The sequence below is a fragment of the Micromonospora marincola genome (assembly GCF_056150385.1).
Window position 1 is genome coordinate 198,972 of sequence record NZ_JAXCFT010000002.1, and the last position, 21,158, is coordinate 220,129.

The window sequence follows — 21,158 nt, forward strand, 5'->3', positions numbered from 1 at the left end:
TGAGCATAGGGCAGTGCGATCCCCGCAGCTCAGCCCAGCACGCCGCTGAAAAGAGTGCCGCAGCGGGACGCTTCAGCCGTCACCGCCGCTCGGACTCGGCGACGAAGACGCCTCGGCCGGGGCGGCCCACCAGCACGCCCTGCTCCCGCAACCTCGCCACTGCGCGGCTGATCGTCGACTGCGTCACGTCGTAGTCGTCCGCGAGCTTCCGTCCGGAAAGAAGCTGAGAACCCGGCGGATAGGTGCCGAACAGCTCCGGCCCGAGCGTGGCCGCCGCCATCGTCACGCCGTCCGGCGCGGCCACCTCGGGCGGCGCCGCGCCCCTCGTTATCGCCGGCCGCGCCGCTGGCGCCGCGGGAGCGTTAAGAGGGGCCCCTCCTATACCGGAGGCGTTAAGCGGGGGCCCCGCCTTGCACTGGGAGTGCGGCGAGCAGGGCGCGCAGGGCGCGTTCGCGGCGGAGGCGGCCGGCGTAGATGCCGACCTGCCAGGCGGCGGGACTGCCCACCCGGTCATGCCAGTGTCGGGCCAGCTTGCCGGTGTCCTCGCCGGCGAGCAGTGCCGCCGCCGCCTCGGGTGGCAGGTCGAGGACGAGGATCGGGCTGCCGGGGCGGTCGCGTTCCACCCGCACCCCGATGAGCGCGCCGGTCGGCAGTCGCAGATCCCACCAGGACGGATCGGCCGGGTCGGCGGCGGCGAGTTCGTCGGCCCACACGCCGCGCAGCCGGCCCCGGACCTCCCCGTCGACGACCGAGAGCATCGGATGTCCGGCGCCGTAGGCGTACCAGGTGGTGGCGGCGACGGTCAGGACCGGGTACGGCAGCGCGATCGCCGCCGCCACGACGAACGCGAGGACGTACGGCCACGCCGAGCCGCGCGGGCCCAGCGGCGCGGCGACGACGAGGAGCACGAACGCGACAGCGGCGAAGACGAGGAGCGCCAGCAGGGTCGCCGGGCGCATCCGGTAGCCGGCGTTGACCGGGCGCAGCGCGCCGAGCAGCCGCAGCAGGGGGCGGCGCAGGCGCAGTTCCGCGGACGCGGGGCTCATGACCGACCGAGGTCGCCGCGGAGCTGGTCGAACTTCTCCCGCTGCGCGTCGACGAGCCGCTGGTACTGCGCCACCTGTTCGCGGGCTCGGCGGACGGCGTCGCCGCCGTAGACGTCGGCGCTGCCGGTCATCTGCGCCACCACCTCGGCCAGCTTCGCGGCGGCCGAGTCGGCGGCCCGGCCGGTGGCGGCGAGGATCGCCTCGCGCAGCTCGTACGTCTGCATCCGTCGGGTCTCCGCGCCCAGTTCGATGTCGACGAGGCGGCCACCGGCGGCGCACGTCGCGCGCACCAGCCCCGCGTCGTCGCTGCCCTCGCCGGTGAGGTCCGACATGGTGGCGGCGAACCGGTTGGCCTGCTCCGCCATGCCCTCGATGCGGCGCCGGGCGTCCGGGTCGATCACGGCGTCTCCTCTCCCACCGCTCAGGCGAAGTTCTCGCCGACGCGGAACTCGGTCAGGTCCGGCGTGCCGGCCGCGCCGTCGTCCGGCAGCGTCATCAGCTTGAGGAAGTCCTTGGCGAGGCCGTTGATCAGCGCCAGGGCCAGCCCACCGAGCGCGCTCACCGCCGCCACCATGGTGGTGACCGAGCCGGCCACGACCGCCCCGGTCGCCTCGATGACCGGTTCGAGGACGACGGCGGCGCCGGGCACCAGCTCGGCGGCGCGCATGGCGATCAGCCAGGTCAGGAACGGCACGGTCATCGCGCCCAGGGCGATCCACAGGCCGCCGAGGGCGATCTCCAGGGAGTGCAGCGCCTCGCCGAGGACCCGGATGTACGCGCCGAGTTCGTCCAGGTGGGCCTTGAGCTTGGTGGCCATGATGACGAAGCTGTCCTTGCCCTCGCCCTTCCAGGTGCCGGTGGCCGCCGAGCAGATCTTGTCGAAGTTGGCGTTCAACGCCTTCTGGAGCTGGTCGCCGTGGCGCATCAGGTCGGCGCCGGCCTGGGCGATGCCTACCGGATTGGCCACGAAGAGCGCCGCGCCGGCCAGGCCGATGATGAACGTGGGGCAGAGCGCGGCGCAGGCCGCCATGCCGCCCATGATGCCGCCGATCTCGGCCAGCGTGATCGAGGCGCCGATGGTGGCGGCGGCGCCGAGCGTGGTCGGGTCGGTGACGAGTTGCGCCACACCCGTCCGGCCGTACGCGTCGCCGAAGCCGCCGGTGGGCGCGGGCGTGGCACCGAACCCGCCGACGTGCAGGTTCTCCGCGCGCTCGTACTGGTCGGCGACGACGCCGAGTTTCGCGCCGATCTGCCGGCACACGTCGGCCGCACCCCGCACGTCGCCGACCAGGAACTCGACGCGCTGGATGTAGAGCGCCTCGACCGGCGACAGGGCGATGCCGAACCCGGGTGGGTCGATGACGCTGTCCCGGGCGATCTCCTGCGCCTGCTGCGCGTAGTCCTCGGCGACGGTGCTGCCAAGCGTCCGCCCGTGGATACGGACGTCGTCCGGGTCCACGGTGAAATCGGCCATGCTGCCCTCCCGGTGCGCTCCCGGGCATCGTAGGCGAATCGGTGTGCCCCGGGTGGCCCCGATCAGCTCGGGTAGCGGCGGGCGGGCCGGCTCAGAGGACGCGGGTGGCCCGGTCGGCGGCGAGGTGGGCGTCCAGCCGGGCGCGGTCGAGGTTGGCGCGGACGATGACCGAGGCGCCGGCGGCGAGCGGGGCCAGCAGCCACTTCAGGGGCTGCTCGTGTTCGGCCGGGTCGACAAGCAGCCGGTCGCCGGCGCGCAGGTCGAGCTGGGTGGCGACCTCCGCGGCCAGCCGCCGCCACGCGCCGAAGCTGGTGCCGTCCGGGGTCGCCGGGCCGGCCGGGTCCACGGCGGTGTAGTCAGGCGGGTCGGCGGGGTGGCGCAGCACCTCGACCGACCAGTCCAGCCAGCCCGGCGGCACCTCGTCGAGCGGGCCCGGACCGGTGCCGACCAGGTAGCGGTGGGTCCCGTCCGGCACGTCCTCCAGCCAGTCGTCGTGGCGTTCCGGGGTCACGAACACCGCGTCGTACGGCCGGTCCGCGCCCGGCTCCAGCACCGGCAGCCCGGCCAGTGCCCGGGGCCGGAAGGAGACCGTCAGCCCGACCGACCAGGCTCCGAGCAGCACCGCCGCGGTGCGCCAGTGTGGCGGCAACAGCACTGCCGTCCGGTCGCCGGGGCGCAGCCCGCAGCCGTCGCGGAGCAACCCGGCACTGCGCGCGGCCCACGCCCCGAGTTGCCCCGCGTCGAGGTCGGTGCGCTCGCCTGTCACGTCGTCGCGGTAGCTGAACAGCGGCTCGCCGGTCGGCGCGGCGGTGGGTACGGGTGCGGCCATCGGGTGCCCTCCTCCCTGGCGGTCAGCTCACCCTAGCCGGGCGAACCGGTCGACCAGGAGGGCCAACCTCCGCTCGTGTTCGGCCCGCCGCAGCCGGCCGCCGCGCATCAGCGTGACCTGACCGTGCAGTCCGCTCCAGAACGTCTCGGTGAACGTCTCCAGGTCGTCGTCACCGGCGAACGGGCGCAGCGTCTCGGCCAGTTCGGCGAAGGCGCGGGCCAGCTCGACCGGCGTGTCCTGGCTGGCGAAGGAGAGTGCGACGGGGAGGGTGAAGATCGCGTCGTAGAGCGCGGGCCGGCGTTCGGCGAACCCGGCGTACGCCGTGGCGATGCCGGCCACCGCCTGCCGCGGGTCGGTCGCGGCGGCCCGGGCGGCGGCGAGTTCGGCGGCCAGATCGGCGCAGCCCTCCAGGGCGACCGCCGCCATGATGGCGTCCTTGCCCTTGAAGTGGCTGTAGAGGACGGGCTGGCTGTACTCGATCTCGGCGGCGAGCCGGCGGGTGGTGACCGCGTCCCAGCCCTCCGACTCGGCCAGTTCACGGGCCGTGGCGATGATCGCCCGCTCGCGTTCCGCCCGCTCCCGCTCCCGGCGCGTCTGAATCGACATGACCCGAATCCTAGCACCGCTAGTCAGACTGCCAATGCTCTGCTAGCGTCGCCTTCACATCTAGCAGCGCTAGCATTTGGAGTCGACCATGCTCAGCCCCCTCGCCTACGGGCTCGCCATCGTCCTCAGCCTCTTCATCGCCTTCATCGGCGTCCGCTTCCTGGTGGCGCCGCGAGCCTCCGCCGCCGGCTACGGCGTCCCGGCGGCACCGAGCGGAGGAGATCCCGCCTACCTGACGATCAAGGGCGTACGCGACCTCACCTACGGGCTGGTCGGCCTCGCCCTGATCGCCTTCACCAGCGCCGACGCGGTCGCCTGGTTCATGCTCGTCGTCGCACTGGCCCCGCTTGGCGACACCGTCATCGTGCTCCGGCACGGCGGCACCCGGGCCGCCGCCTTCGGCATCCACTTCGCCACCGCCGTGGTCGTGCTCCTCGACGCCGCCCTGCTGTTCGCCCTCTAGACCCGCCACCGCCCGGGTCCGCGACCGTCGACTTTGGTCGCGTACCCGGGCGGCCGATGGCCGTATCGGCGAGCCGGGCGGCTACGGCACGGTTCGGGCATGACGACCGAACCCCTGCGCCGCCGACTCCTCCCGGCGGTCGCGTTGCTGCTGCTCGCGCCCTGGACCGCGGAGTGCGTCTGGGGCGGCTTCACCCTCGCCGGCATGCCGTTCGTGGTGCTCGTGCTCGCCCCGATGTACGGCGGGGCCGCGCTGCTGATCCGGGAGACCGCCCGGCGCCTCGGGCTGGGCTGGCCGGGGATCGTCCTGCTCGCCGCCGCCTTCGGCGTGGTCCAGGCCGGCCTGGTCGACCAGTCCCTGTTCAACCCGGACTACCTCGACGACACCCAGTTCGCCGACACCCGCGCCGCCGCCGAGGCGACGCTGGTGCCCGGTCTCGGGTTCAGCGCCCGGCAGGCGGTCGACTACGTGGGCAACCACGTGGCGCTGACCATCTGCGCGGCGATCGCGCTCGTCGAGTCGTACCTCGGGGCGGGCCGCCGGTCGCGGCCCTGGCTGGGCCGTCCGGGGCTGGGCGTGACCGCGCTGCTCTGGCTCGGCGGCAGCCTGCTGGTCTTCGCCGACGACGGTGGCCGCAAGGGCTTCCTGGCCTCTCCGCTCCAGCTCGCGGTCGCGGCCGGCGTGGCACTGGCCCTGGTCGCCGCCGCCCTGCTGCGCCGCCGTGGCCGCGTCGACACCGGTGCCGCGACCGCGCCATGGCCGGTCTCGGCGGGGTTGCTGGTGGCGGTCACCTACGTGGGGGCGAGCATCGTGCCGGGCTGGCCGGGGATCGGGCTCGCACTCGCGCTCGCCGCGGTCACCACGGTCCTGCTCACCCGCTGGTCCCGCCGGGCCGGCTGGGGACAGTCCCACGTGCTCGCGGCCGGTTCGGCAAGCATGCTCGCCGCGGCCGTCTCCGCGTACGAGGTGCCGACCTACTCCCCGTCGAGCCCGGCGGCGGACCTGGCGGGAGACGTCGCGATCAGCGTGATCGTGGTGCTCCTGGTGGGCGGCGCGTGGTGGCGGGTCAGCGGGCGGGCAGCTCGGGACCGCCGTCGAGCAGCGGGGCCAGCAGGTCACCCTGCTCCGCCACCCGCGTGAGCACCTCGGCGGCGGTGTAGGGGCGGGTCGACGGCCGCTTCCCGGCCGCGCCCGCCTCGACCTCGTCCCAGGTCAACGGCGTGGACGCGGCCGGCACCGGCTGGGCGCGCAACGAGTACGGCGCCACAGTCGTCTTCGCCGCGTTGTTCTGGCTCCAGTCGATGAAGACCTTGCCGGGGCGCAGGTTCTTCGCCATCTTCGACACGATCAGCCTCGGGTGCGCCTGCTCCAGCTCCCGCGCGATCCCCCGGGCGTAGCCGGAGACGACCTCCGCGTCCTGCGTGCCGGCGATCGGGCAGCAGAGCTGCATGCCCTTCTTCCCGGACGTCTTCGGGTACGCCGCCACGCCGTCAAGAGCCAGCCGGTCGCGCATCAGCAACGCCACCTGGCAGCACTGCCGCAGCGCGGCCGGGGCGCCCGGATCCAGGTCGACCACCATCACGTCCGGGTGCGCGCCGATCTTCCACTGCGGCGTGTGCAGCTCCAACGCGGCCAGGTTCGCCAACCAGACCAGGGTGGGCAGGTCGTCGCAGACCACGTAGTCGATGGTTTCCCGCCCCTTGCTCGACCCGGGGGCGGGCAGGTTCTCCGTGCGTACCCAACCGGGGGTCGCGGCGGGTGCGTTCTTCTCGAAGAACGAGCCGCCGTCAACGCCGTTGGGGAAGCGGATCCGGGTGAGCGCGCGGTCGCGCAGGTGCGGCAGCAGCACCGGGGCGATCCGGGTGTAGTAGTCGACCACCTCGCCCTTGGTGAAGCCGGCCTTCGGGAAGAGCACCTTGTCCAGGTTCGACAGCTCCAGCGCGCGCCCCTCGACGTCGACCTTGAACCGGTCAGACGGCATCGTCGACCTCCTCGGGCGGCTTGTCCGGGCGCAGCCGCAGGATCCGCGGGAAGCGCAGCCGGCCGTCCGGGGTGCGCTGGCCGTACTTGACCTCCACCACGACCCGGGGTGATACCCAGATCGCGCCCCGGGCATCCTCGCGCGGCACCCCGGCGGCGAACGGCGAGCCGGTGGCGCGCAGCGGCTCCAGCTCGCGCAGCAGCTCCCGCTCGATCGCCGCGCCGATCCCGCCGCCGACCCGCCCCCGGTAGACCAGCCGCCCGTCCGGCCCGGGCACGCCGACGAGCAGCCCGCCGATCCGGCGTGCGCCGGGCCGCCAGCCGCCGACCACGAAGTCGCCGGTGACCTCCAGCTTGACCTTCACCCAGTCGGTCGAGCGCACCCCGGGCCGGTAGACCGAGTCGGCCCGCTTGGCCATCACCCCCTCCAGCCCGTGCTCGCCCGCTGCCGCGTAGGTGGCCGGGCCGTCCGTGAAGACCGGCGGCACCGCCCACCGGGCGGCGCCGAGCCCGAGCGACTCAAGCGCCGCCCGCCGCTCCCGCCAGGGCCGGGAGGTCAGGTCGACGCCGTCGAGCCGCAACAGGTCGAAGATCATGTACGTGACGGGTGCGGTCGCCGCCAGCCGCGCGGCCTTGGCCGGGTTACGCACGTGCATCCGCTCGGCCAGCGCGGTGAACGACGGCTGCCCGTCGGTGAAGAGCACCACCTCGCCGTCGAGCAGCGCGTCGTCGACCTGCTCGGCCAGGTTGAGCAGTTCCGGGTACGCGGTGGTGATCTCGACCCCGGACCGGGCGTAGAAGTGCCGGTCGCCGTGGGAGATGTCGGCGAGCGCGCGGATCCCGTCCCACTTGAACTCGTACGCCCACGCGGCACCGGCCGGGAGCTGCCCGGTCGTCGCGAGCATCGGCTTCAACGGCGCGCCGGGCACCTCCTGACTGTAGTTGCACGCCGAAGGGCGTGCGCCTCGTTCGATCGTTTGCGATTCTGGTCTTCAGCCGGGGAGAGGAGCGCGGGGATGCGGGCGATCTGGAAGGGAGCGGTGTCGTTCGGCCTGGTGTCGATCGGGGTGAAGGTCTACTCGGCCACCGAGGAGAAGGACATCCGGTTCCATCAGGTGCACCGCGAGGACGGCGGCCGTATCCGTTACAAGCGCACCTGCTCGGTCTGCGGCGAGGAGGTCACCTACGACGACATCGCCAAGGGGTACGACATCGGCGGCGGCGAGATGGTCATCCTGACCGACTCCGACTTCGCCGACCTGCCGTTGAGCACCTCACACGCGATCGACGTGCTGGAGTTCGTGCCGGCCGAGCAGGTCGACCCGATCCTCTACAACAAGGCCTACTTCCTGGAGCCGGAAGGCACCGCCACCAAGCCGTACGTGCTGCTGCGCGACGCGCTCACCGACTCGGAGCGGGTCGCGATCGTCAAGGTGGCGCTGCGCCAGCGGGAGCAGTTGGCCACGCTGCGGGTCCGCGAGGGCGTGCTGCTGCTCAACACCATGCTCTGGCCGGACGAGATCCGCCAGCCCGACTTCGGCTTCCTCGACGAGGACCTGAAGGTGCGCCCGCCGGAGCTGGCGATGGCCAGCTCGTTGATCGACTCGATGGCCGGCGAGTTCGAGCCGGACGCCTTCACCGACGACTACCGGGCCGCGTTGCAGGAGGTCATCGACGCGAAGGTCGAGGGCCGCGAGGTGGTGCAGCCGGCGGAGGAAGAGGCCGCGCCGGCCGCCGCGGTGGACCTGATGGCCGCGCTGAAGGCGTCGGTCGAGCGGGCCCGGGCGGCCCGGGGCGAGGCGCCGTCCGGCGGCGGCGCCGAGCCGACCCCGATCTCGTCGGCCCGCTCGGCGAAGAAGACCGCCGCGAAGAAGTCCGAGCCGGCGAAGAAGACGGCGGCGAAGAAAACCCCGGCCAAGAAGACCGCCGAGAAGAAGACCCCGGCCAGAAAGACCGCAGCGAAGAAGGCCCCCGCGAAGAAGAAAACCGCCTGAGGTGCAAGGAAGGGGCCCCGCTTAACGCTTCCGGTATAGGAGGGGCCCCCTCTTATCACCCGCGGCCGAGTTTCTCGGTCGGCGTGACGCGGACGATGACGCGTTCCTCGCCGGCGCGGCGCCACGGATAGGTGTCCTGGCCGAGATACTTCTTCGCCATCCGGTCGATGTGCTCGTCCGCGCCCTCGGTGACGAACTCGGCGGTGCCCTTGACCCAGAGGGTGCGGAAATCGTCCGCCTTGTCCACCACCGACACCGCGACCACCGGGTTGCGGGCCATGTTCAGGTATTTCTGCCGGCCCTTGGCCGTGTTGAACACGATGTGCTCGCCGTCGGTGTCGACCCAGACCGGAGTGACGTGCGGGGTGCCGTCGGACTCGATCGTGGCCACGTGCGCGAGCTGCGGCTCGCCGAGCAGGACCAGGTCTTCTTCGGTGAGGATCGCCATGGTCGAGACCGTACCTCGATCAGTTGTCGACCGTCCCGGAACCAGGATGGGTAGTGGCGCGGACGGCCGGGTCGCGAGGTTCGTTACCGATTTCACGCTCGCGCCCGCCGCGGGTTGAGCTGTTAAGAAGGGGCCCCGCCTATACCAAATGCGTTAAGAAGGGCCCCCGCCTTTACTCGCCGTGGGGGTGTGGGCGGGTACCGTGTGCGCGCACCCACCCACTGCAGGGAGTCGACGTGAGCGAGCGTGTGGAGAACCGGTCGGAGGAGCAGGCCGCCCCGGCCACCAAGGCAGGGCGGCGGCTGGCCGCCCAACTGGCCGAGAAGAAGGCCGCCGAGGCGCGACGGCGACGGCAGTCGATGCTTGGTGCCGCCGCCGGTGTGCTCGCCGTGGTGGCCCTGGTCGGCGGCCTGGTCTGGTTGAACAGCGGGGACGACGACAAGCCGGCCACCGCTTCCTCGGCGAGCCCCAGCGCTCCCGCCGATCAGGTCGAGCCCACCGCGCCGCCCGCACCGCAACTGCCCGCCGACATCGACCCGGCGCTGAAGACCAAGCCGACCGTCAAGGCCGGCTCGGGCGAGCTGAAGAAGCTGACCGTCACCACCCTGGTCAAGGGCAAGGGCGCGCCGGTGAAGTCCGGGCAGACGATCACCACGAACTACGTGGGCGTCTTCTACAAGGACGGCAAGCAGTTCGACGCGTCCTGGGACAACGGCCAGCCAGCCACCTTCCCGATCGGCGTCGGTCAGGTCATCAAGGGCTGGGACCAGGGCCTGGTCGGCGTGCCGGTGGGCAGCCGGGTGCAGTTGGACCTCCCGGCCGATCTGGCGTACGGCGACAAGGCCGAGGGCGGCCGTCCGGCCGGACCGCTGCGCTTCGTCGTCGACGTACTGGCTGCGCAGTAGATCACTCCAGGCTTCCGCCCGGTCACCCAGCGGCAGTAGGTTCATGGTCACCGTGGGCGCTCCACCGCCCGCGGTGACCTGTTCACCCACGCGGAGGTGCACGTGGCGGCGCTGGACGACAACGGAACGGCCCGGCAGATGTGGACGCTTTTCGAGCCGGTCCACGCGGTGACCTACTTCCACCCACGGGCCCGGGCCGCGTTCGAGGCGGTGGGGCTGCGCGGCTACTGGCGTGGCTACTTCGCCGGCCGGGCCGCGCCGCTCGGGCCGGTCGACGCGCCGACGGTGACTGCCGCGTTCTTCAGCTTCGCGCCGCCGATGGTGGCCCGGGCGCTGCCGTCGGTGTGGCGGCTGGCCTCGCCGGAGGAGGCGCTGCGGGCCCGACTCACCGGGGCGGTGCAGGCGCTCGCCGAGTTCACCTACGAGCTGCCCGAGGCGCACCTGGCCGAGGCCGCCGGCCTGTTGGAGGAGGCGGCCGACCGGGTGGACACCGCCGGGCGGGTCCTCGGCGCCGTCAACGCCGCCCTGCCGCGCGGCGAATACCCGCTGGCCCGGCTCTGGCAGGCCGCCGCCACGCTGCGCGAGCACCGGGGCGACGGGCACGTCGCGGCGCTCGTCGGCACCGGCCTGGACCCGGCCGAGGTGGTGGCCTGGCGGTGCCGGGTCGACCAGTCGCGCGAGTTCCACCAGCCGGCCCGGGGCTGGACCGACGAGGAGTGGTCCGCCGCCGAGGAACGGCTTGTCGACAAGGGGTGGCTGACCGACGACCGGAGCCCGACCGCGCACGCCACCACCACGTTCCGGGCCGTCGAGGAGGCCACCGACCGGGCCGCCTCGGGGCCGTGGCGGGGGCTGGGCGCGGAGCGTACCGGGCGGCTGCGGGAGCTGCTCGAACCGATCGCGACCCGCTGCCGCACCATCATCCCGCCGCTGGCCCCGATCGGCCTGCCGGCGCAGCGGTCCACCGGGGCCACGCTGCCGGGGTGAGCCGGGCCGCCGGCTGGGGCAGGATGGGCGGCATGGTGGACGCGGTGCTCTTCGACCTGGACGGCGTGATCGTGGACTCGGAACCGGTCTGGGAGGAGGTCCGGCGGGCCTACGTGGCCGCCCACGGTGGCACCTGGCAGCCCGACACGCAGCGCCGGTTGATGGGCATGAGCACCGGCGAGTGGGCCGACTACCTGAGCGGCGAACTGGGCGTCGACAGGTCGGCCGAGCAGGTCGCCGTCGAGGTGGTGGCCGAGATGACCCGGCGGTACGCGGAGCGCGTACCGCTGATCGACGGGGCCGACGCGGTGGTGCGCCGCGTGGCCGCGCGGTGGCCGCTGGGCCTGGCCAGTTCCTCGCCGACGCGGCTGATCGCGGCGGCGCTTGACGCGACGGGCCTGGCCGGCTCGTTCGGCGCGACGCTGTCGACGGAGGAGACCGCCCGGGGCAAGCCGGCGCCGGACGTCTGGTTGGCGGTGGCGGCGCGGCTGGGCGTCGACCCGGCGCGGTGCGTGGCGGTGGAGGACTCGTCGAACGGGGTGCGCTCGGCGGCGGCTGCCGGGTGCCGGGTGGTGGCGGTGCCGCACCTGTCGTACCCGCTGGATCCGGACGCCGAGGCTCTTACCGCCGTGTCGCTTCCCTCGATCGACGCCCTCACCCCCGAGTTGGTCGAGGGGTTGGGGTGTTAAGCGGGGCCCCTTTCTCTACCGGAGGCGTTAAGCGGGGGCCCCTCCTTAGGATGGGGGTAGGAGGGGACTGCGATGAAGGCGATCGTGTACGAGCGCAGCGGTGACGCTTCGGTGCTCCAGCTCGTGGAGCGGCCGGTGCCGGAGCCCGGCCCCGGCGAGGTGCTGGTGCGGATGGCCGTCTCCGGGGTGAACCCGACCGACTGGAAGGCCCGCCAGGCGTGGCCGCTGCCGGCCGGCTGGCAGATCCCGCACCAGGACGGCGCCGGGGTGGTCGAGGCGGTCGGCGAGGGTGTCGACCAGATCATGATCGGCGAACGGGTCTGGATCTGGGAGGCGGCCTGGCAGCGCCCCTGGGGCACGGCCGCCGAATACACGGTGGTCCCGGTCCGGCACGCGGTGTCGCTGGGCTCGGCCCCGTTCGACCTGGGCGCGGCGCTCGGCATCCCGTTCATGACCGCGCACCGCTGCCTGACCGCCGGCGAGTTCATGCCGGACAAGCTGCACGCCGGCGCGTTGAGCGACCACGTGGTGCTGGTGCAGGGCGGGGCGGGCGCGGTCGGCAACGCGGCGATCCAGCTCGCCCGCTGGGCCGACGCCTGCGTGATCACCACGGTGAGCACCCCGGAGAAGGCGCAACTCGCCGCCGCGGCCGGGGCCGACTTCGTGATCAACTACCGCGAGCAGGACGTGGTCGAGGAGGTCCGCAAGGTCGCGCCGGACGGGGTGCACACGATCGTCGAGGTGTCCGCCGCCCGCAACGCCGCCGCCGACGTGCGGATCCTGCGCGCCGGTGGCGCGGTGTGCGTCTACGCCGACGACGGCGGCGACGAGGTGACGCTGCCGATCCGGCCGCTCATGGGTCCGAACGCGCGCTGGCAGTTCGTGCTCGTCTACACCGCGCCGAAGGTGGCGAAGGCGCAGGCGGTGACCGACATCGCGGCGGCGGTGGAGCAGGGTGCGATCCGGGTCGGCGAGGAGGCCGGCCTGCCGTTGCACAGTCACCCGTTGGCGGAGACCGCGGCGGCGCAGCAGGCGGTGCGGGACGGCGCGGTGGGCAAGGTGCTTGTCACCACCGCCGACGAGTAGGAGCGCGAATCCGATTTTCCCGACATCGGGACAGAGGCGAACAAGTTTCGCAAGAATGGACGGAGCGGGGCCACCCCGTAACGGACGGGCGGCCCCGGCGCGGTGCGAACGCCGGGGCCGCCCTCTGGGAGGAATGTCCGTTCGGAAAACATGTTCCTACCCGTGTTGGCGACGGTACGCCGGAAAGTGTTACGGCGCGGTCAGTTCCCGCACCTCAAGCCCGCCGTCGGCGTACCGGGAGCGCACCACCTTCTTGTCGAACTTGCCGACGCTCGTCTTCGGCACCGCGTCGATGAACGCCCAGCGCTCCGGGAGCTGCCACCGCGCCACCGACCCGGCCAGGAAGTCCCGCAGCTCCTCCGCGGTCACCGAGGCGCCCTCCCGGACCACCACCGTGGCCAGCGGGCGCTCGTCCCACCGCTCGTCCGGTACGCCCACCACACACGCCTCAAGCACCGCCGGGTGCGCCATCAGCGCGTTCTCCAGCTCGACCGAGGAAATCCACTCCCCGCCCGACTTGATCACATCCTTGGCGCGGTCGGTGAGCGTGATGTACCCGTCCGGCGAGAGCGTGCCCACGTCACCGGTACGCAGCCAGCCGTCCCGGAACTTCTCCGGGTCCGGCGCCTCGTCCCCGACGTACCTGGCGGTCACCCACGGCCCGCGGACCTCCAGCTCGCCCACGGACGTCCCGTCGGCGGGCAGCGGCTCACCCAGCGGGCCGACGATCCGCGCGGCCACGCCCGCCGGGACGCGTCCCTGGGTGTAGCGGTAGCGCCAGGCGTCGTCGCCGGTGGCGCCGGCCGGGGCGCGGGACACCGAGCCGAGCGGCGACATCTCGGTCATTCCCCAGGCGTGGATGACCTCGATCCCGTGCCGGTCGTGGAACGCGTGCATAAGCGCCGGCGGGCAGGCCGAGCCGCCGACGATCACCTCGGTCAGCGAGGAGGTGTCCACGTCGTGGCCGTCCAGGTAGGCAAGCAGGTCGGTCCAGATGGTCGGCACCGCGCCGGCCAGGGTGGGTCGCTCGGCGGCGATCATCGCGGCGATCGGCTCGGCCTGGAGGAACCGGTCCGGCATGATCAGCGACGCGCCGGAGAGGAACGCCGCGTAGGGCAGGCCCCACGACATGGCGTGGAACATCGGCACGATGGCCAACTCCCGGTCCTTCGGGCCGAGGCCGAAGCCCTCCGGCATGCAGACCTGGAGCGAGTGCAGATAGATCGAGCGGTGCGAGTAGGCGACGCCCTTGGGGTGGCCTGTGGTCCCGGACGTGTAGCAGAGCGCCGCCGCGTCCCGTTCGTCCACCTCCGGCCAGTCGAAGTGGTCCGGCCGGTCGGCCAGCAGCGCGTCCCAGTGGTGCACGGTGATCCGGTCGCCGGCCGCCGCCACAAGCGGGGCCGGGTCGCCGCCGCCGACCACCACCACGTGCCGCACCGTGGCCAGCTCGCCGATCACGCGGGCGAGCAGCGGGATGAGCGTGCTGTCGACGAGCACCACCCGGTCCTGCGCGTGGTTGGCGATGTAGGCGACCTGGTCGGGGAAGAGCCGGAGGTTGAGGGTGTGCAGCACCGCGCCCATGCTCGGCACGGCGAAGTAGGCCACCAGGTGCTCGTTGTTGTTCCACATGAAGGTGGCGACCCGCTCGTCGCCTGTCACGCCGCACTCCTCGCGCAGCGCGTGGGCCAGCCGGGCGGCGGCGCGACCCACCTCCGCGTACGTCATCCGGCGGGGTTCGGCGCCGGTCCAGGTCACCACCTCCGCCGTGCCGTGCACGGTGGCGCCGTGTTCGAGGATCCGGGAGACCTGGAGTGGGGCGTCCATCATCGTGCTACGCATGGGTGACAACGTAGTGTCGCCGTTCACACGAACGGAACCCCCCGGAACGGCCGAGCCGGCCGGATTTGATGCGTAGATTGTCCGGGTGAGCATCTCGTGGGCGGACTCGTACGTCGGACAGCTCCGCGCCCTGGCCGGCGACCGGACCCTGATGTTCGTCGGCGCCCGCGCCGTGGTGCGCGACAACGCCGCCCGGGTGCTGCTGATCCGGCGCTCCGACAACGGCCAGTGGGCGTTGCCGGCCGGCGCGATGGAACTGGGCGAGTCGATCGCCGACTGCGCGGTTCGGGAGGTCCGCGAGGAGACCGGCCTACGCGCGCTGCGGGTGAGCGCGTTCGCGCTCTACACCGGCCCGGACCGCACCCACACCAACATGTACGGGCACACCTACCAGGTGTTCACCGCCGCGTTCCGGGTCGACGAGTGGGACGGCACGCTGTCCCGGTTCACCGACGAGACCACCGACGCCGGCTTCTTCCACCTGGCCGAGTTCCCCACCCCGCTCTCGTCGAGCGTGTCCGAGACGCTCGCCGACCTGGACGTCTTCGAGCAGACCAACCGCCTGATCCTGAAGTAGGCGAGGCTCAGAGCATCGTCTGCGACTTCGCCTCCATCTCGGCGGCGGCCTCGTCCTTCGACTCCTTGGGGAGCGGCTTCCCGCCCGGGGCGGCGGCCTGCCCGCCGAGCGGGTCGGCGCCGCCGATGGCGCCCCGCGGGCCGGCGCCCCGCAACTGGTGGTTCGGCATGGCCAGGGTGACGAGCACCGCCAGCACGGCGACCAGCCCGGTGGTCAGGAAGACCACGTGCAGCGCGTCGACGAACGACGCCTGGATCGCGGCGCGTACCGGGGCGGGCAGGGCGAGGATGGTCGCCGGGTCGTTGATCGAGATGTTCTCGGCGCCGCCGGCCGCCACCGCCGCCCGCTGCTGCGGCGGGAGCTGGGCGACTGCGCCGGGCAGCCGGTCGCCGAGCGCGGCGGAGAGCCGCGTCGACAGCACCGCGCCCAGGATCGCCACCCCGAACGACCCGCCGAGCGACCGGAAGAACGTGGCCGAGGAGGTGCCCGCGCCGAGGTCGCGGACGTCCACCGCGTTCTGCACGGCCAGGATGAGGGACTGCATGCACAGGCCCAGCCCGACGCCGATCACCACCATGTAGCCGAACGCCGCCCAGAGCGACGTGGTCACCTGAAGTTGCCGGAACAGCAGCATGCCTGCCACAAGCACGGCGGAGCCGGCCACCGGGAACCACTTGTACCTGCCGATCCGGCTCATCGCCCGGCCGGTGAGGATCGACGTGACGATGATGCCGGCCATCATCGGCAACATCAGCAGGCCGCTGCGGGTCGGCGAGGCGCCCTTGACGATCTGGAGGTAGAGCGGGATGAAGATGATCGACCCGAACATCACCAGGCCGAGCACGAAACCGGCGGAATTCGCGAGCGCGAACGTCCGGCTGCGGAACAGCCGCAGCGGCAGGATCGGCTCCCGGGTCCGGGCCTCCTGGAGCAGGAACGCCACGCCCAGCACCGCGCCGGCCACGAACAGCCCGACGATCACCCCCGAACCCCAGGCGTACGAGTTGCCGCCCCAGCTCAACGCCAGCAGCAGGCAGCTCACGCCGGCGACAAGCAGCGCCGCGCCGATCCAGTCGACCGTGTGCTCGCGGCGCTGGAACGGCACCAGCCGCATGACGTGCCAGCAGACCACGATGGCGAGGATCGCCAGCGGCACGTTGAGGTAGAAGATCCACCGCCAGTTGGTCTCCGCGAAGTAGCCACCGACGAGCGGGCCGGCCACCGACGACAGGCCGAACACGGCACCGAACAGGCCCTGGTAGCGGCCCCGCTCCCGGGGTGGCACCACGTCCGAGATGATGACGAACGCGAGCGTCATCAGGCCGCCCGCGCCGAGACCCTGCACACCCCGGGTGACGATGAGCTGGGTCATGTCCCGGGACAGCCCGGCCAGCAGCGAGCCGAGCAGGAACGCGCCGATGGAGAACAGGAACACCGGCCGGCGACCGTACAGGTCGGCCATCTTGCCGTAGAGCGGCGTCGAGGCGGTCGACGCCAGCAGGTACGCCGTGACGACCCAGGAGTAGTGGTCGATCCCGCCCAGCTCGCCGACGATGGTGGGCAGCGCGGTGCCGACGATGGTCTGGTCGAGCGCCGCCAGCAGCATGCCGGTCATCAGACCGAACATCAGCAGGCGGATCTGGCGGGCGGGCAACGAGGGGCGAGCGGCCTGGGCGGTCATCCCGCTTCCTATCCCACCGGGGGCGGATCATGCCCCCGGTGGGCGGACGAGTTTTCTAGCCGGCGGCGTGCCGGCCCTCGGCGAACTCCTCGACGATCTTGGCGCAGAACGCCGGCAGGTCGTCCGGCTTGCGGCTGCTGACCAGCCCGTTGTCGGTGACGACCTCCTGGTCCACCCAGTTCGCGCCGGCGTTCGTGAGGTCGGTGCGCAGGCTCGGCCAGGAGGTGATCGTGCGGCCACGCACCACGTCCGCCTCGACGAGCGTCCACGGGCCGTGGCAGATCACCCCGACCGGCTTGCCGGCGTCGAAGAACGACTTCACGAACCGGACCGCCTCCGGGTCGGTCCGCAGGAAGTCCGGGTTCGCCACACCGCCGGGCAACACCAGAGCGTCGTACGCCCCGGCGTCCGCTTCGGAGGTGGTCACGTCGACCTGGTACTGCTTGCCGTGGTCCAGGTGGTTGAACGCCTGGATCGAGCCGGACTCGATGGAGACCAGCTCCACCTGGGCACCGGCGTTCTCCACCGCCTCGCGCGGCTTGGTGTACTCGACCTCCTCGACGCCGTCGGCGGCCAGGAAGGCGATGCGCTTGCCCTGAAGTGTCGCTGCCATGCTGCTTCTCCTCTCCGGGGTGTGTCTGCACGGTTCCCCCGGCCGATGCCCCGAAACCGGGCACATCGGGTGGCCCGCGTCGCACCGGACCGCCGGGCGCCCAGGTTTGGCCGGTCGGTCCACGGGGACCCGGAGGGGCATGGCAGGAGCAGCGGCGGAAGAGCGCCGGCTGGCCACCGTCGTGGCGAGCTGGCAGGAACGTCCCGTGCTTGTCATCGGCGACGCCATGCTCGACGAGTGGCGGTTCGCCGAGTCGGAGCGACTCTGCCGGGAGGCGCCCGCGCCGGTCCTCACCCTGCGCCGCCGGATCTCCGCCGCCGGCGGCGCCGCGAACACCGCGGTCAACGTGGCCGCGCTCGGCGGTCGGGCCGCGCTCGTCGCCCCGGTCGGCGCCGACGTCGCCGGGGACGAGCTGCACGACTGCCTGGACCGGGCGAGTGTCTGGGACCGTACGGTGAGCCAGCCCGGCCGGCCCACCCCGGTCAAGCGACGGATGCTCGCCGGCAACCAGATCCTGCTCCGGGAGGACTCCGGCGGCCCGGAGGACACGCTCGACGAGGACGCGGTGACCCGCCTGCTGACCGCGTTGCACTGCGCCACCGAGGAGTTGCGCGCGGTGGCCGCCGGGCAGCCGCTCACGCTCGTGGTCTGCGACTACGGCCTGGGCGGGCTGCCCTCTACGGTCCGCGCCTGGCTGGTCGCCAACCGCGACAGGTACGGCACGGTGGCGCTCGACGCGCACGACCTGGCCGACTGGCGGGGGCTCAACCCGACCGTGGTGACCCCCAGTTTCGCCGAGGCGACCCGGCTACTGGCCCGCGCCGCGGCCGGTTTCGCCCACGCCGAGCGGAGCGCGGTCCCCACCGGCGGTGACCTGCACCTGGACCATGCGACGGAGGACGACGGCCCGTCCGAGCTTGTGGTCGGCGCGGCGCCCGGCGGAGCGGGCGAACGGGTGACGGCCTCCCCGTCCGGGCCGACCGGCGAACCGACGCGCGGCGAGGAGCGGGTGGCGCTGACCGGGAACGGGCTCAGTGTCACAGGCACCGGGGTGACCGTGAACGCGGCGGCCGGCGAGGGCGTGGACCGGGCCGTGCTTGCCGAGTCGCGCCTGTCCGAGCTGCGCGCCCACACCGGCGCGGAGGTGGTGGCGGTGACCCTGGACACCGAGGGCGCGGTGGTCGGCGGCGCCGACGGCTCACCCCGCCGCAGCCACAGCACCCCGGTCCCGGCCAGCCACGCCGTCGGCGCCGGGGACGCGTACCTGGCGGCCATGACGCTGGCGCTCGCCGCCGAGGCGGGCCTGCCGACCGCCGCGCAACTCGCCCAGCTCGCCGCCACCATCACGGTCGCCGACACCGGCACCTGCGTGTGCCGGCGGGAGGATCTGCTCGCCGCGCTCGGCACCGCCGGCGAGGAGGCCGGGCACCCGGCGCTCGTCGACGCCGAGGAGTTGGCCGCGATCGTCGCCGAGCACCGCGCGGCGGGCCGGTCGGTCGTGTTCACAAACGGCTGCTTCGACGTGCTGCACCCGGGGCACGTCCGCTACCTGACCCAGGCCCGCGCGCTCGGCGACCTGCTGATCGTGGCGGTCAACTCGGACGGCAGCGTTCGCCGGCTCAAGGGCCCGGACCGGCCGGTCAACCCGGTCGAGGACCGCACCGCCCTGCTGGCGGCGCTCGCCTGCGTCGACCACGTGGTGATCTTCGAGGAGGACTCGCCGGCCCGGCTGATCGAGGCGGTCCGCCCCGACGTCTACGTCAAGGGCGGCGACTACCCGCCGGAGATGGTGCCGGAGGCGCCGCTCGTGCGCCGCCTCGGCGGGCAGGTACGCACGCTCGGGTACGTGCCGGACCGCTCCACCTCGGCGATCATCGACCGGATCCGCGCCCAGGCGCACAACCCCGTGGTGGGCGAGAGCAGGCCGGCGTGACCCGACCGCTCGACCCGGGCACGCCCGAGCAGTTCCGCCGACCCCGGCGCGTCGACGTGCTGATCCCCACCCGCAACCGGCCCGCCGAGCTGGCGGTCACCCTCGCCGGGCTGGCCGCCCAGGAGGGCGTACCCGGTTTCGGGGTGGTGGTGAGCGACCAGTCCGACGGCGAGCCCGCGTACGCCCACCCGGCGGCGGCCACCATGGTCCGCGCCCTGCGCCACCTGGGGCACCAGGTGTTGCTGACCCGGCGGCTGCCCCGGCGCGGGCTGGCCGAGCACCGGTCCTACCTGCTGGCCCAGTCGGCGGCCGACGCGGTGCTCTGCCTCGACGACGACGTGTGGCTGGAACCGGGCAGCCTGTCCCGGCTGGTCACCGCGCTGGCCGAGCTGGGGTGCGGGTTCGTCGGCAACGCGGTGCACGGGCTGTCCTACGTCGACGACGTGCGCCCGGACACCCACCGGCACTACGAGGAGTGGCCGGGCCCACCGGAGCCCGAACGGATCCGCCCGGGCACGCCGGAGTGGCAGCGGGCGTCGATCCACCCGGCGGCGAACCTGCTGCACGTCACCGAGAAGCTTGACCTGCCGGCGGGCGCCTGGCGGGCGTACAAGGTGTCCTGGATCGGCGGCTGCGTGCTCTACGACCGGGCCAAGCTGGTCGACGCCGGCGGCTTCGACTTCTGGGACCGACTGCCCGAGCGGCACCAGGGCGAGGACGTCGCCGCGCAGCTCGCGGTGCTGGAGCGCCACGGCGGCGCCGGCGTGCTGCCCAGCGGCGCCTACCACCTGGAGTCGCCGACCACCGTCACCGAGCGGGACGTGGAGGCGTGGGAGGTCGTGCTCAACGAGCCGGCAGCGGAGGTGTGAGCAGGTCACGGGCCGCCTCGATCACCTCGACGGCCGGCACGTCAGCGACGAACGAGACCCGGTGCGGGCAGTTCCCGTCGCCCGGGCGGTGCGGATAGATCCCGGGCGTGCAGTCGACGCCGCAGACCGGGCAGCGGGTGGTCCAGGCGGCGATCGGGCGGTGCCGGCCCCGCAGCGGCGACGCCCCGTTGATCAGGTTGCCGATCCAGAAGATCCCGACCGTCGGTGCACCCACGGCGGCGGCCAGGTGCAGCGGCCCGGTGTCGTTGGAGACCACCAGCGCGCAGTCCGCGTAGGCGGCGGCGAGCGCGCCGAGCCCCAGCGTGCCGACCTGCGGACGCACCGGCACGCCGGCCGCCGCGACCACCGCGTCGACCGTCTCCCGCTCGGCCGGTGTGCCTGTGACAAGCACCTCGTACCCGTCCCCGGCAAGCGCCCGGGCGACCTCGGCGAAGCTCTCCGGCGGCCAGCGCCGCCGGGTGTCGGTGGCGCCCGGGTGCAGCGCCACCCGGGGTCGGGTCGGCGTGCCGAGCACCGCGGACGCCTCGGCCCGGTCGGCGGCGCTCACCGCCAGCACCGGGGTGATCGTGGTGGCCGGCGCCCCGACCAGGGCCGCCACCTCCAGGTAGCGGATCACCTCGTGCTGGTAGTAGACGTAACGCAGCCAGCGGTCGAGCGGCGGCGCGTCGTCGGCCCGCAGGCCGGCGGTGACCCGGGCGCCCAGCCGCGCCACGAACGGGTTGGAGTTGGCGCCGCCGCCGTGCACCTGCAATGCCAGATCGAACCGTTCGGCGCGGGCCGCGGCCAGGAAGTCCGCCGGCTCGACCGGCGACTCGTCCGGCCCGGGCTCCCGGATGCCCAACGCCGGCGGCACCACGAGCACCCGGTCCACCGGGCCGGGCCGGTCGCGCCAGAACGCCGCGTGCCACGGCGCGCCGAGCAGCACGATCTCCGCCGACGGGTACGCGGCCCGCACCGCGTCAAGCGCGGGGAGCAGGAAGATGAAGTCGCCGAGCGCGTTGGCCCGCAGCACGGCGATCCGTCCGACGTCCGGTACGCGCTCGCCGGTCGGACCGAGCGCGGACGACGGCTCCGGGTCGCGACGCGGCGAGTTGGAATCGTCGAGCGGGGTGGTCACC

At 73.2% G+C, this 21,158-nt stretch carries 23 protein-coding genes; 10 read left to right on the forward strand and 13 right to left on the reverse strand.

Going from position 1 to position 21,158, the window contains the following annotated elements; translation table 11 throughout:
• Positions 1-79 precede the first annotated feature (79 nt).
• The 6 genes from SM450_RS05330 to SM450_RS05355 form a co-directional block, all read right to left on the reverse strand.
• Complete coding sequence (locus tag SM450_RS05330) at positions 80-280, reverse strand: GntR family transcriptional regulator (protein ID WP_474619019.1); 201 nt, start codon at positions 278-280, stop codon at positions 80-82.
• Positions 281-392: 112 nt separating this feature from the next.
• Positions 393-1,046, reverse strand: coding sequence for a hypothetical protein (locus tag SM450_RS05335; protein ID WP_474618544.1), 654 nt, complete (start codon positions 1,044-1,046; stop codon positions 393-395).
• Entirely contained in the window at positions 1,043-1,447 is a 405-nt protein-coding gene (locus tag SM450_RS05340) for a YbaB/EbfC family nucleoid-associated protein (RefSeq protein WP_474618545.1), read from the reverse strand. Before SM450_RS05340 ends, SM450_RS05335 begins: the two co-directional genes overlap by 4 nt.
• 20 nt (positions 1,448-1,467) lie before the next feature.
• Positions 1,468-2,520 (reverse strand): hypothetical protein, encoded by a 1,053-nt coding sequence (locus tag SM450_RS05345; protein ID WP_474618546.1) that lies wholly within the window; start codon positions 2,518-2,520, stop codon positions 1,468-1,470.
• Positions 2,521-2,611: 91 nt separating this feature from the next.
• Positions 2,612-3,349 carry a TIGR03089 family protein gene (locus SM450_RS05350; RefSeq protein WP_474618547.1) on the reverse strand — a complete coding sequence of 246 codons (738 nt, stop codon included), beginning with the start codon at positions 3,347-3,349 and terminating at the stop codon, positions 2,612-2,614.
• A gap of 27 nt (positions 3,350-3,376) precedes the next feature.
• A complete protein-coding gene (locus tag SM450_RS05355) occupies positions 3,377-3,955 on the reverse strand; it encodes a TetR/AcrR family transcriptional regulator (RefSeq protein ID WP_474618548.1) in 579 nt (192 codons plus the stop codon).
• An 88-nt stretch (positions 3,956-4,043) separates the two neighbouring features.
• Here SM450_RS05355 and SM450_RS05360 point away from each other — a divergent pair, with 88 nt between their 5' ends.
• Positions 4,044-4,418: a DUF4267 domain-containing protein gene (locus SM450_RS05360; RefSeq protein ID WP_474618549.1), complete on the forward strand. Its 375-nt coding sequence runs from the start codon at positions 4,044-4,046 to the stop codon at positions 4,416-4,418.
• A gap of 99 nt (positions 4,419-4,517) precedes the next feature.
• A complete protein-coding gene (locus SM450_RS05365) occupies positions 4,518-5,558 on the forward strand; it encodes a hypothetical protein (protein ID WP_474618550.1) in 1,041 nt (346 codons plus the stop codon).
• Here SM450_RS05365 and ligD (SM450_RS05370) read toward each other — a convergent pair.
• Both ligD (SM450_RS05370) and ligD (SM450_RS05375) read right to left on the reverse strand, forming a co-directional pair.
• Positions 5,485-6,399, reverse strand: coding sequence for a non-homologous end-joining DNA ligase (ligD, locus tag SM450_RS05370; RefSeq protein WP_474618551.1), 915 nt, complete (start codon positions 6,397-6,399; stop codon positions 5,485-5,487). The two genes, SM450_RS05365 and ligD (SM450_RS05370), sit on opposite strands and share 74 nt — an antisense overlap.
• On the reverse strand, positions 6,389-7,327 hold the full coding sequence (ligD, locus tag SM450_RS05375; RefSeq protein WP_474618552.1) for a non-homologous end-joining DNA ligase: 939 nt from the start codon (positions 7,325-7,327) through the stop codon (positions 6,389-6,391). Before ligD (SM450_RS05375) ends, ligD (SM450_RS05370) begins: the two co-directional genes overlap by 11 nt.
• An 87-nt stretch (positions 7,328-7,414) precedes the next feature.
• Here ligD (SM450_RS05375) and ku point away from each other — a divergent pair, with 87 nt between their 5' ends.
• The gene (gene ku, locus SM450_RS05380; RefSeq protein WP_474618553.1) at positions 7,415-8,392 is read left to right on the forward strand and encodes a non-homologous end joining protein Ku; all 978 of its coding nucleotides are present in this window, start codon (positions 7,415-7,417) and stop codon (positions 8,390-8,392) included.
• A gap of 55 nt (positions 8,393-8,447) precedes the next feature.
• Here ku and SM450_RS05385 read toward each other — a convergent pair whose 3' ends face one another.
• Entirely contained in the window at positions 8,448-8,840 is a 393-nt protein-coding gene (locus SM450_RS05385; protein WP_474618554.1) for a PPOX class F420-dependent oxidoreductase, read from the reverse strand.
• Positions 8,841-9,076: 236 nt separating this feature from the next.
• Here SM450_RS05385 and SM450_RS05390 point away from each other — a divergent pair, with 236 nt between their 5' ends.
• The 4 genes from SM450_RS05390 to SM450_RS05405 all read left to right on the forward strand — a co-directional run bounded on the left by SM450_RS05390 (position 9,077) and on the right by SM450_RS05405 (position 12,507).
• On the forward strand, positions 9,077-9,745 hold the full coding sequence (locus SM450_RS05390) for an FKBP-type peptidyl-prolyl cis-trans isomerase (protein ID WP_474618555.1): 669 nt from the start codon (positions 9,077-9,079) through the stop codon (positions 9,743-9,745).
• A 138-nt stretch (positions 9,746-9,883) separates the two neighbouring features.
• Positions 9,884-10,732, forward strand: coding sequence for an SCO6745 family protein (locus tag SM450_RS05395; RefSeq protein WP_474619020.1), 849 nt, complete (start codon positions 9,884-9,886; stop codon positions 10,730-10,732).
• A 32-nt stretch (positions 10,733-10,764) separates the two neighbouring features.
• The gene (locus SM450_RS05400) at positions 10,765-11,421 is read left to right on the forward strand and encodes an HAD family hydrolase (protein WP_474619021.1); all 657 of its coding nucleotides are present in this window, start codon (positions 10,765-10,767) and stop codon (positions 11,419-11,421) included.
• A gap of 72 nt (positions 11,422-11,493) precedes the next feature.
• The gene (locus SM450_RS05405) at positions 11,494-12,507 is read left to right on the forward strand and encodes an NADPH:quinone reductase (RefSeq protein ID WP_474618556.1); all 1,014 of its coding nucleotides are present in this window, start codon (positions 11,494-11,496) and stop codon (positions 12,505-12,507) included.
• A gap of 189 nt (positions 12,508-12,696) precedes the next feature.
• Here the strand turns inward: SM450_RS05405 and SM450_RS05410 are convergent, their stop codons facing one another.
• Positions 12,697-14,346 (reverse strand): fatty acid--CoA ligase, encoded by a 1,650-nt coding sequence (locus SM450_RS05410; protein ID WP_474618557.1) that lies wholly within the window; start codon positions 14,344-14,346, stop codon positions 12,697-12,699.
• A gap of 85 nt (positions 14,347-14,431) precedes the next feature.
• On the opposite strand from SM450_RS05410, the gene SM450_RS05415 reads away from it, so the two are divergent.
• On the forward strand, positions 14,432-14,923 hold the full coding sequence (locus SM450_RS05415; protein WP_474618558.1) for an NUDIX domain-containing protein: 492 nt from the start codon (positions 14,432-14,434) through the stop codon (positions 14,921-14,923).
• A 7-nt stretch (positions 14,924-14,930) separates the two neighbouring features.
• Here the strand turns inward: SM450_RS05415 and SM450_RS05420 are convergent, their stop codons facing one another.
• Both SM450_RS05420 and SM450_RS05425 read right to left on the reverse strand, forming a co-directional pair.
• Positions 14,931-16,604 (reverse strand): MDR family MFS transporter, encoded by a 1,674-nt coding sequence (locus tag SM450_RS05420; protein ID WP_474618559.1) that lies wholly within the window; start codon positions 16,602-16,604, stop codon positions 14,931-14,933.
• A 55-nt stretch (positions 16,605-16,659) separates the two neighbouring features.
• The gene (locus SM450_RS05425; protein WP_474618560.1) at positions 16,660-17,217 is read right to left on the reverse strand and encodes a type 1 glutamine amidotransferase domain-containing protein; all 558 of its coding nucleotides are present in this window, start codon (positions 17,215-17,217) and stop codon (positions 16,660-16,662) included.
• A 139-nt stretch (positions 17,218-17,356) separates the two neighbouring features.
• Here SM450_RS05425 and rfaE2 point away from each other — a divergent pair, with 139 nt between their 5' ends.
• Both rfaE2 and SM450_RS05435 read left to right on the forward strand, forming a co-directional pair.
• Complete coding sequence (rfaE2, locus tag SM450_RS05430) at positions 17,357-19,150, forward strand: D-glycero-beta-D-manno-heptose 1-phosphate adenylyltransferase (RefSeq protein WP_474618561.1); 1,794 nt, start codon at positions 17,357-17,359, stop codon at positions 19,148-19,150.
• Entirely contained in the window at positions 19,147-20,019 is an 873-nt protein-coding gene (locus SM450_RS05435; protein ID WP_474618562.1) for a glycosyltransferase family 2 protein, read from the forward strand. Before rfaE2 ends, SM450_RS05435 begins: the two co-directional genes overlap by 4 nt.
• On the opposite strand, the gene SM450_RS05440 is transcribed toward SM450_RS05435, so the two are convergent.
• The gene (locus SM450_RS05440; protein WP_474618563.1) at positions 19,994-21,157 is read right to left on the reverse strand and encodes a glycosyltransferase family 9 protein; all 1,164 of its coding nucleotides are present in this window, start codon (positions 21,155-21,157) and stop codon (positions 19,994-19,996) included. The genes SM450_RS05435 and SM450_RS05440 overlap by 26 nt on opposite strands.
• Position 21,158 lies beyond the last annotated feature (1 nt).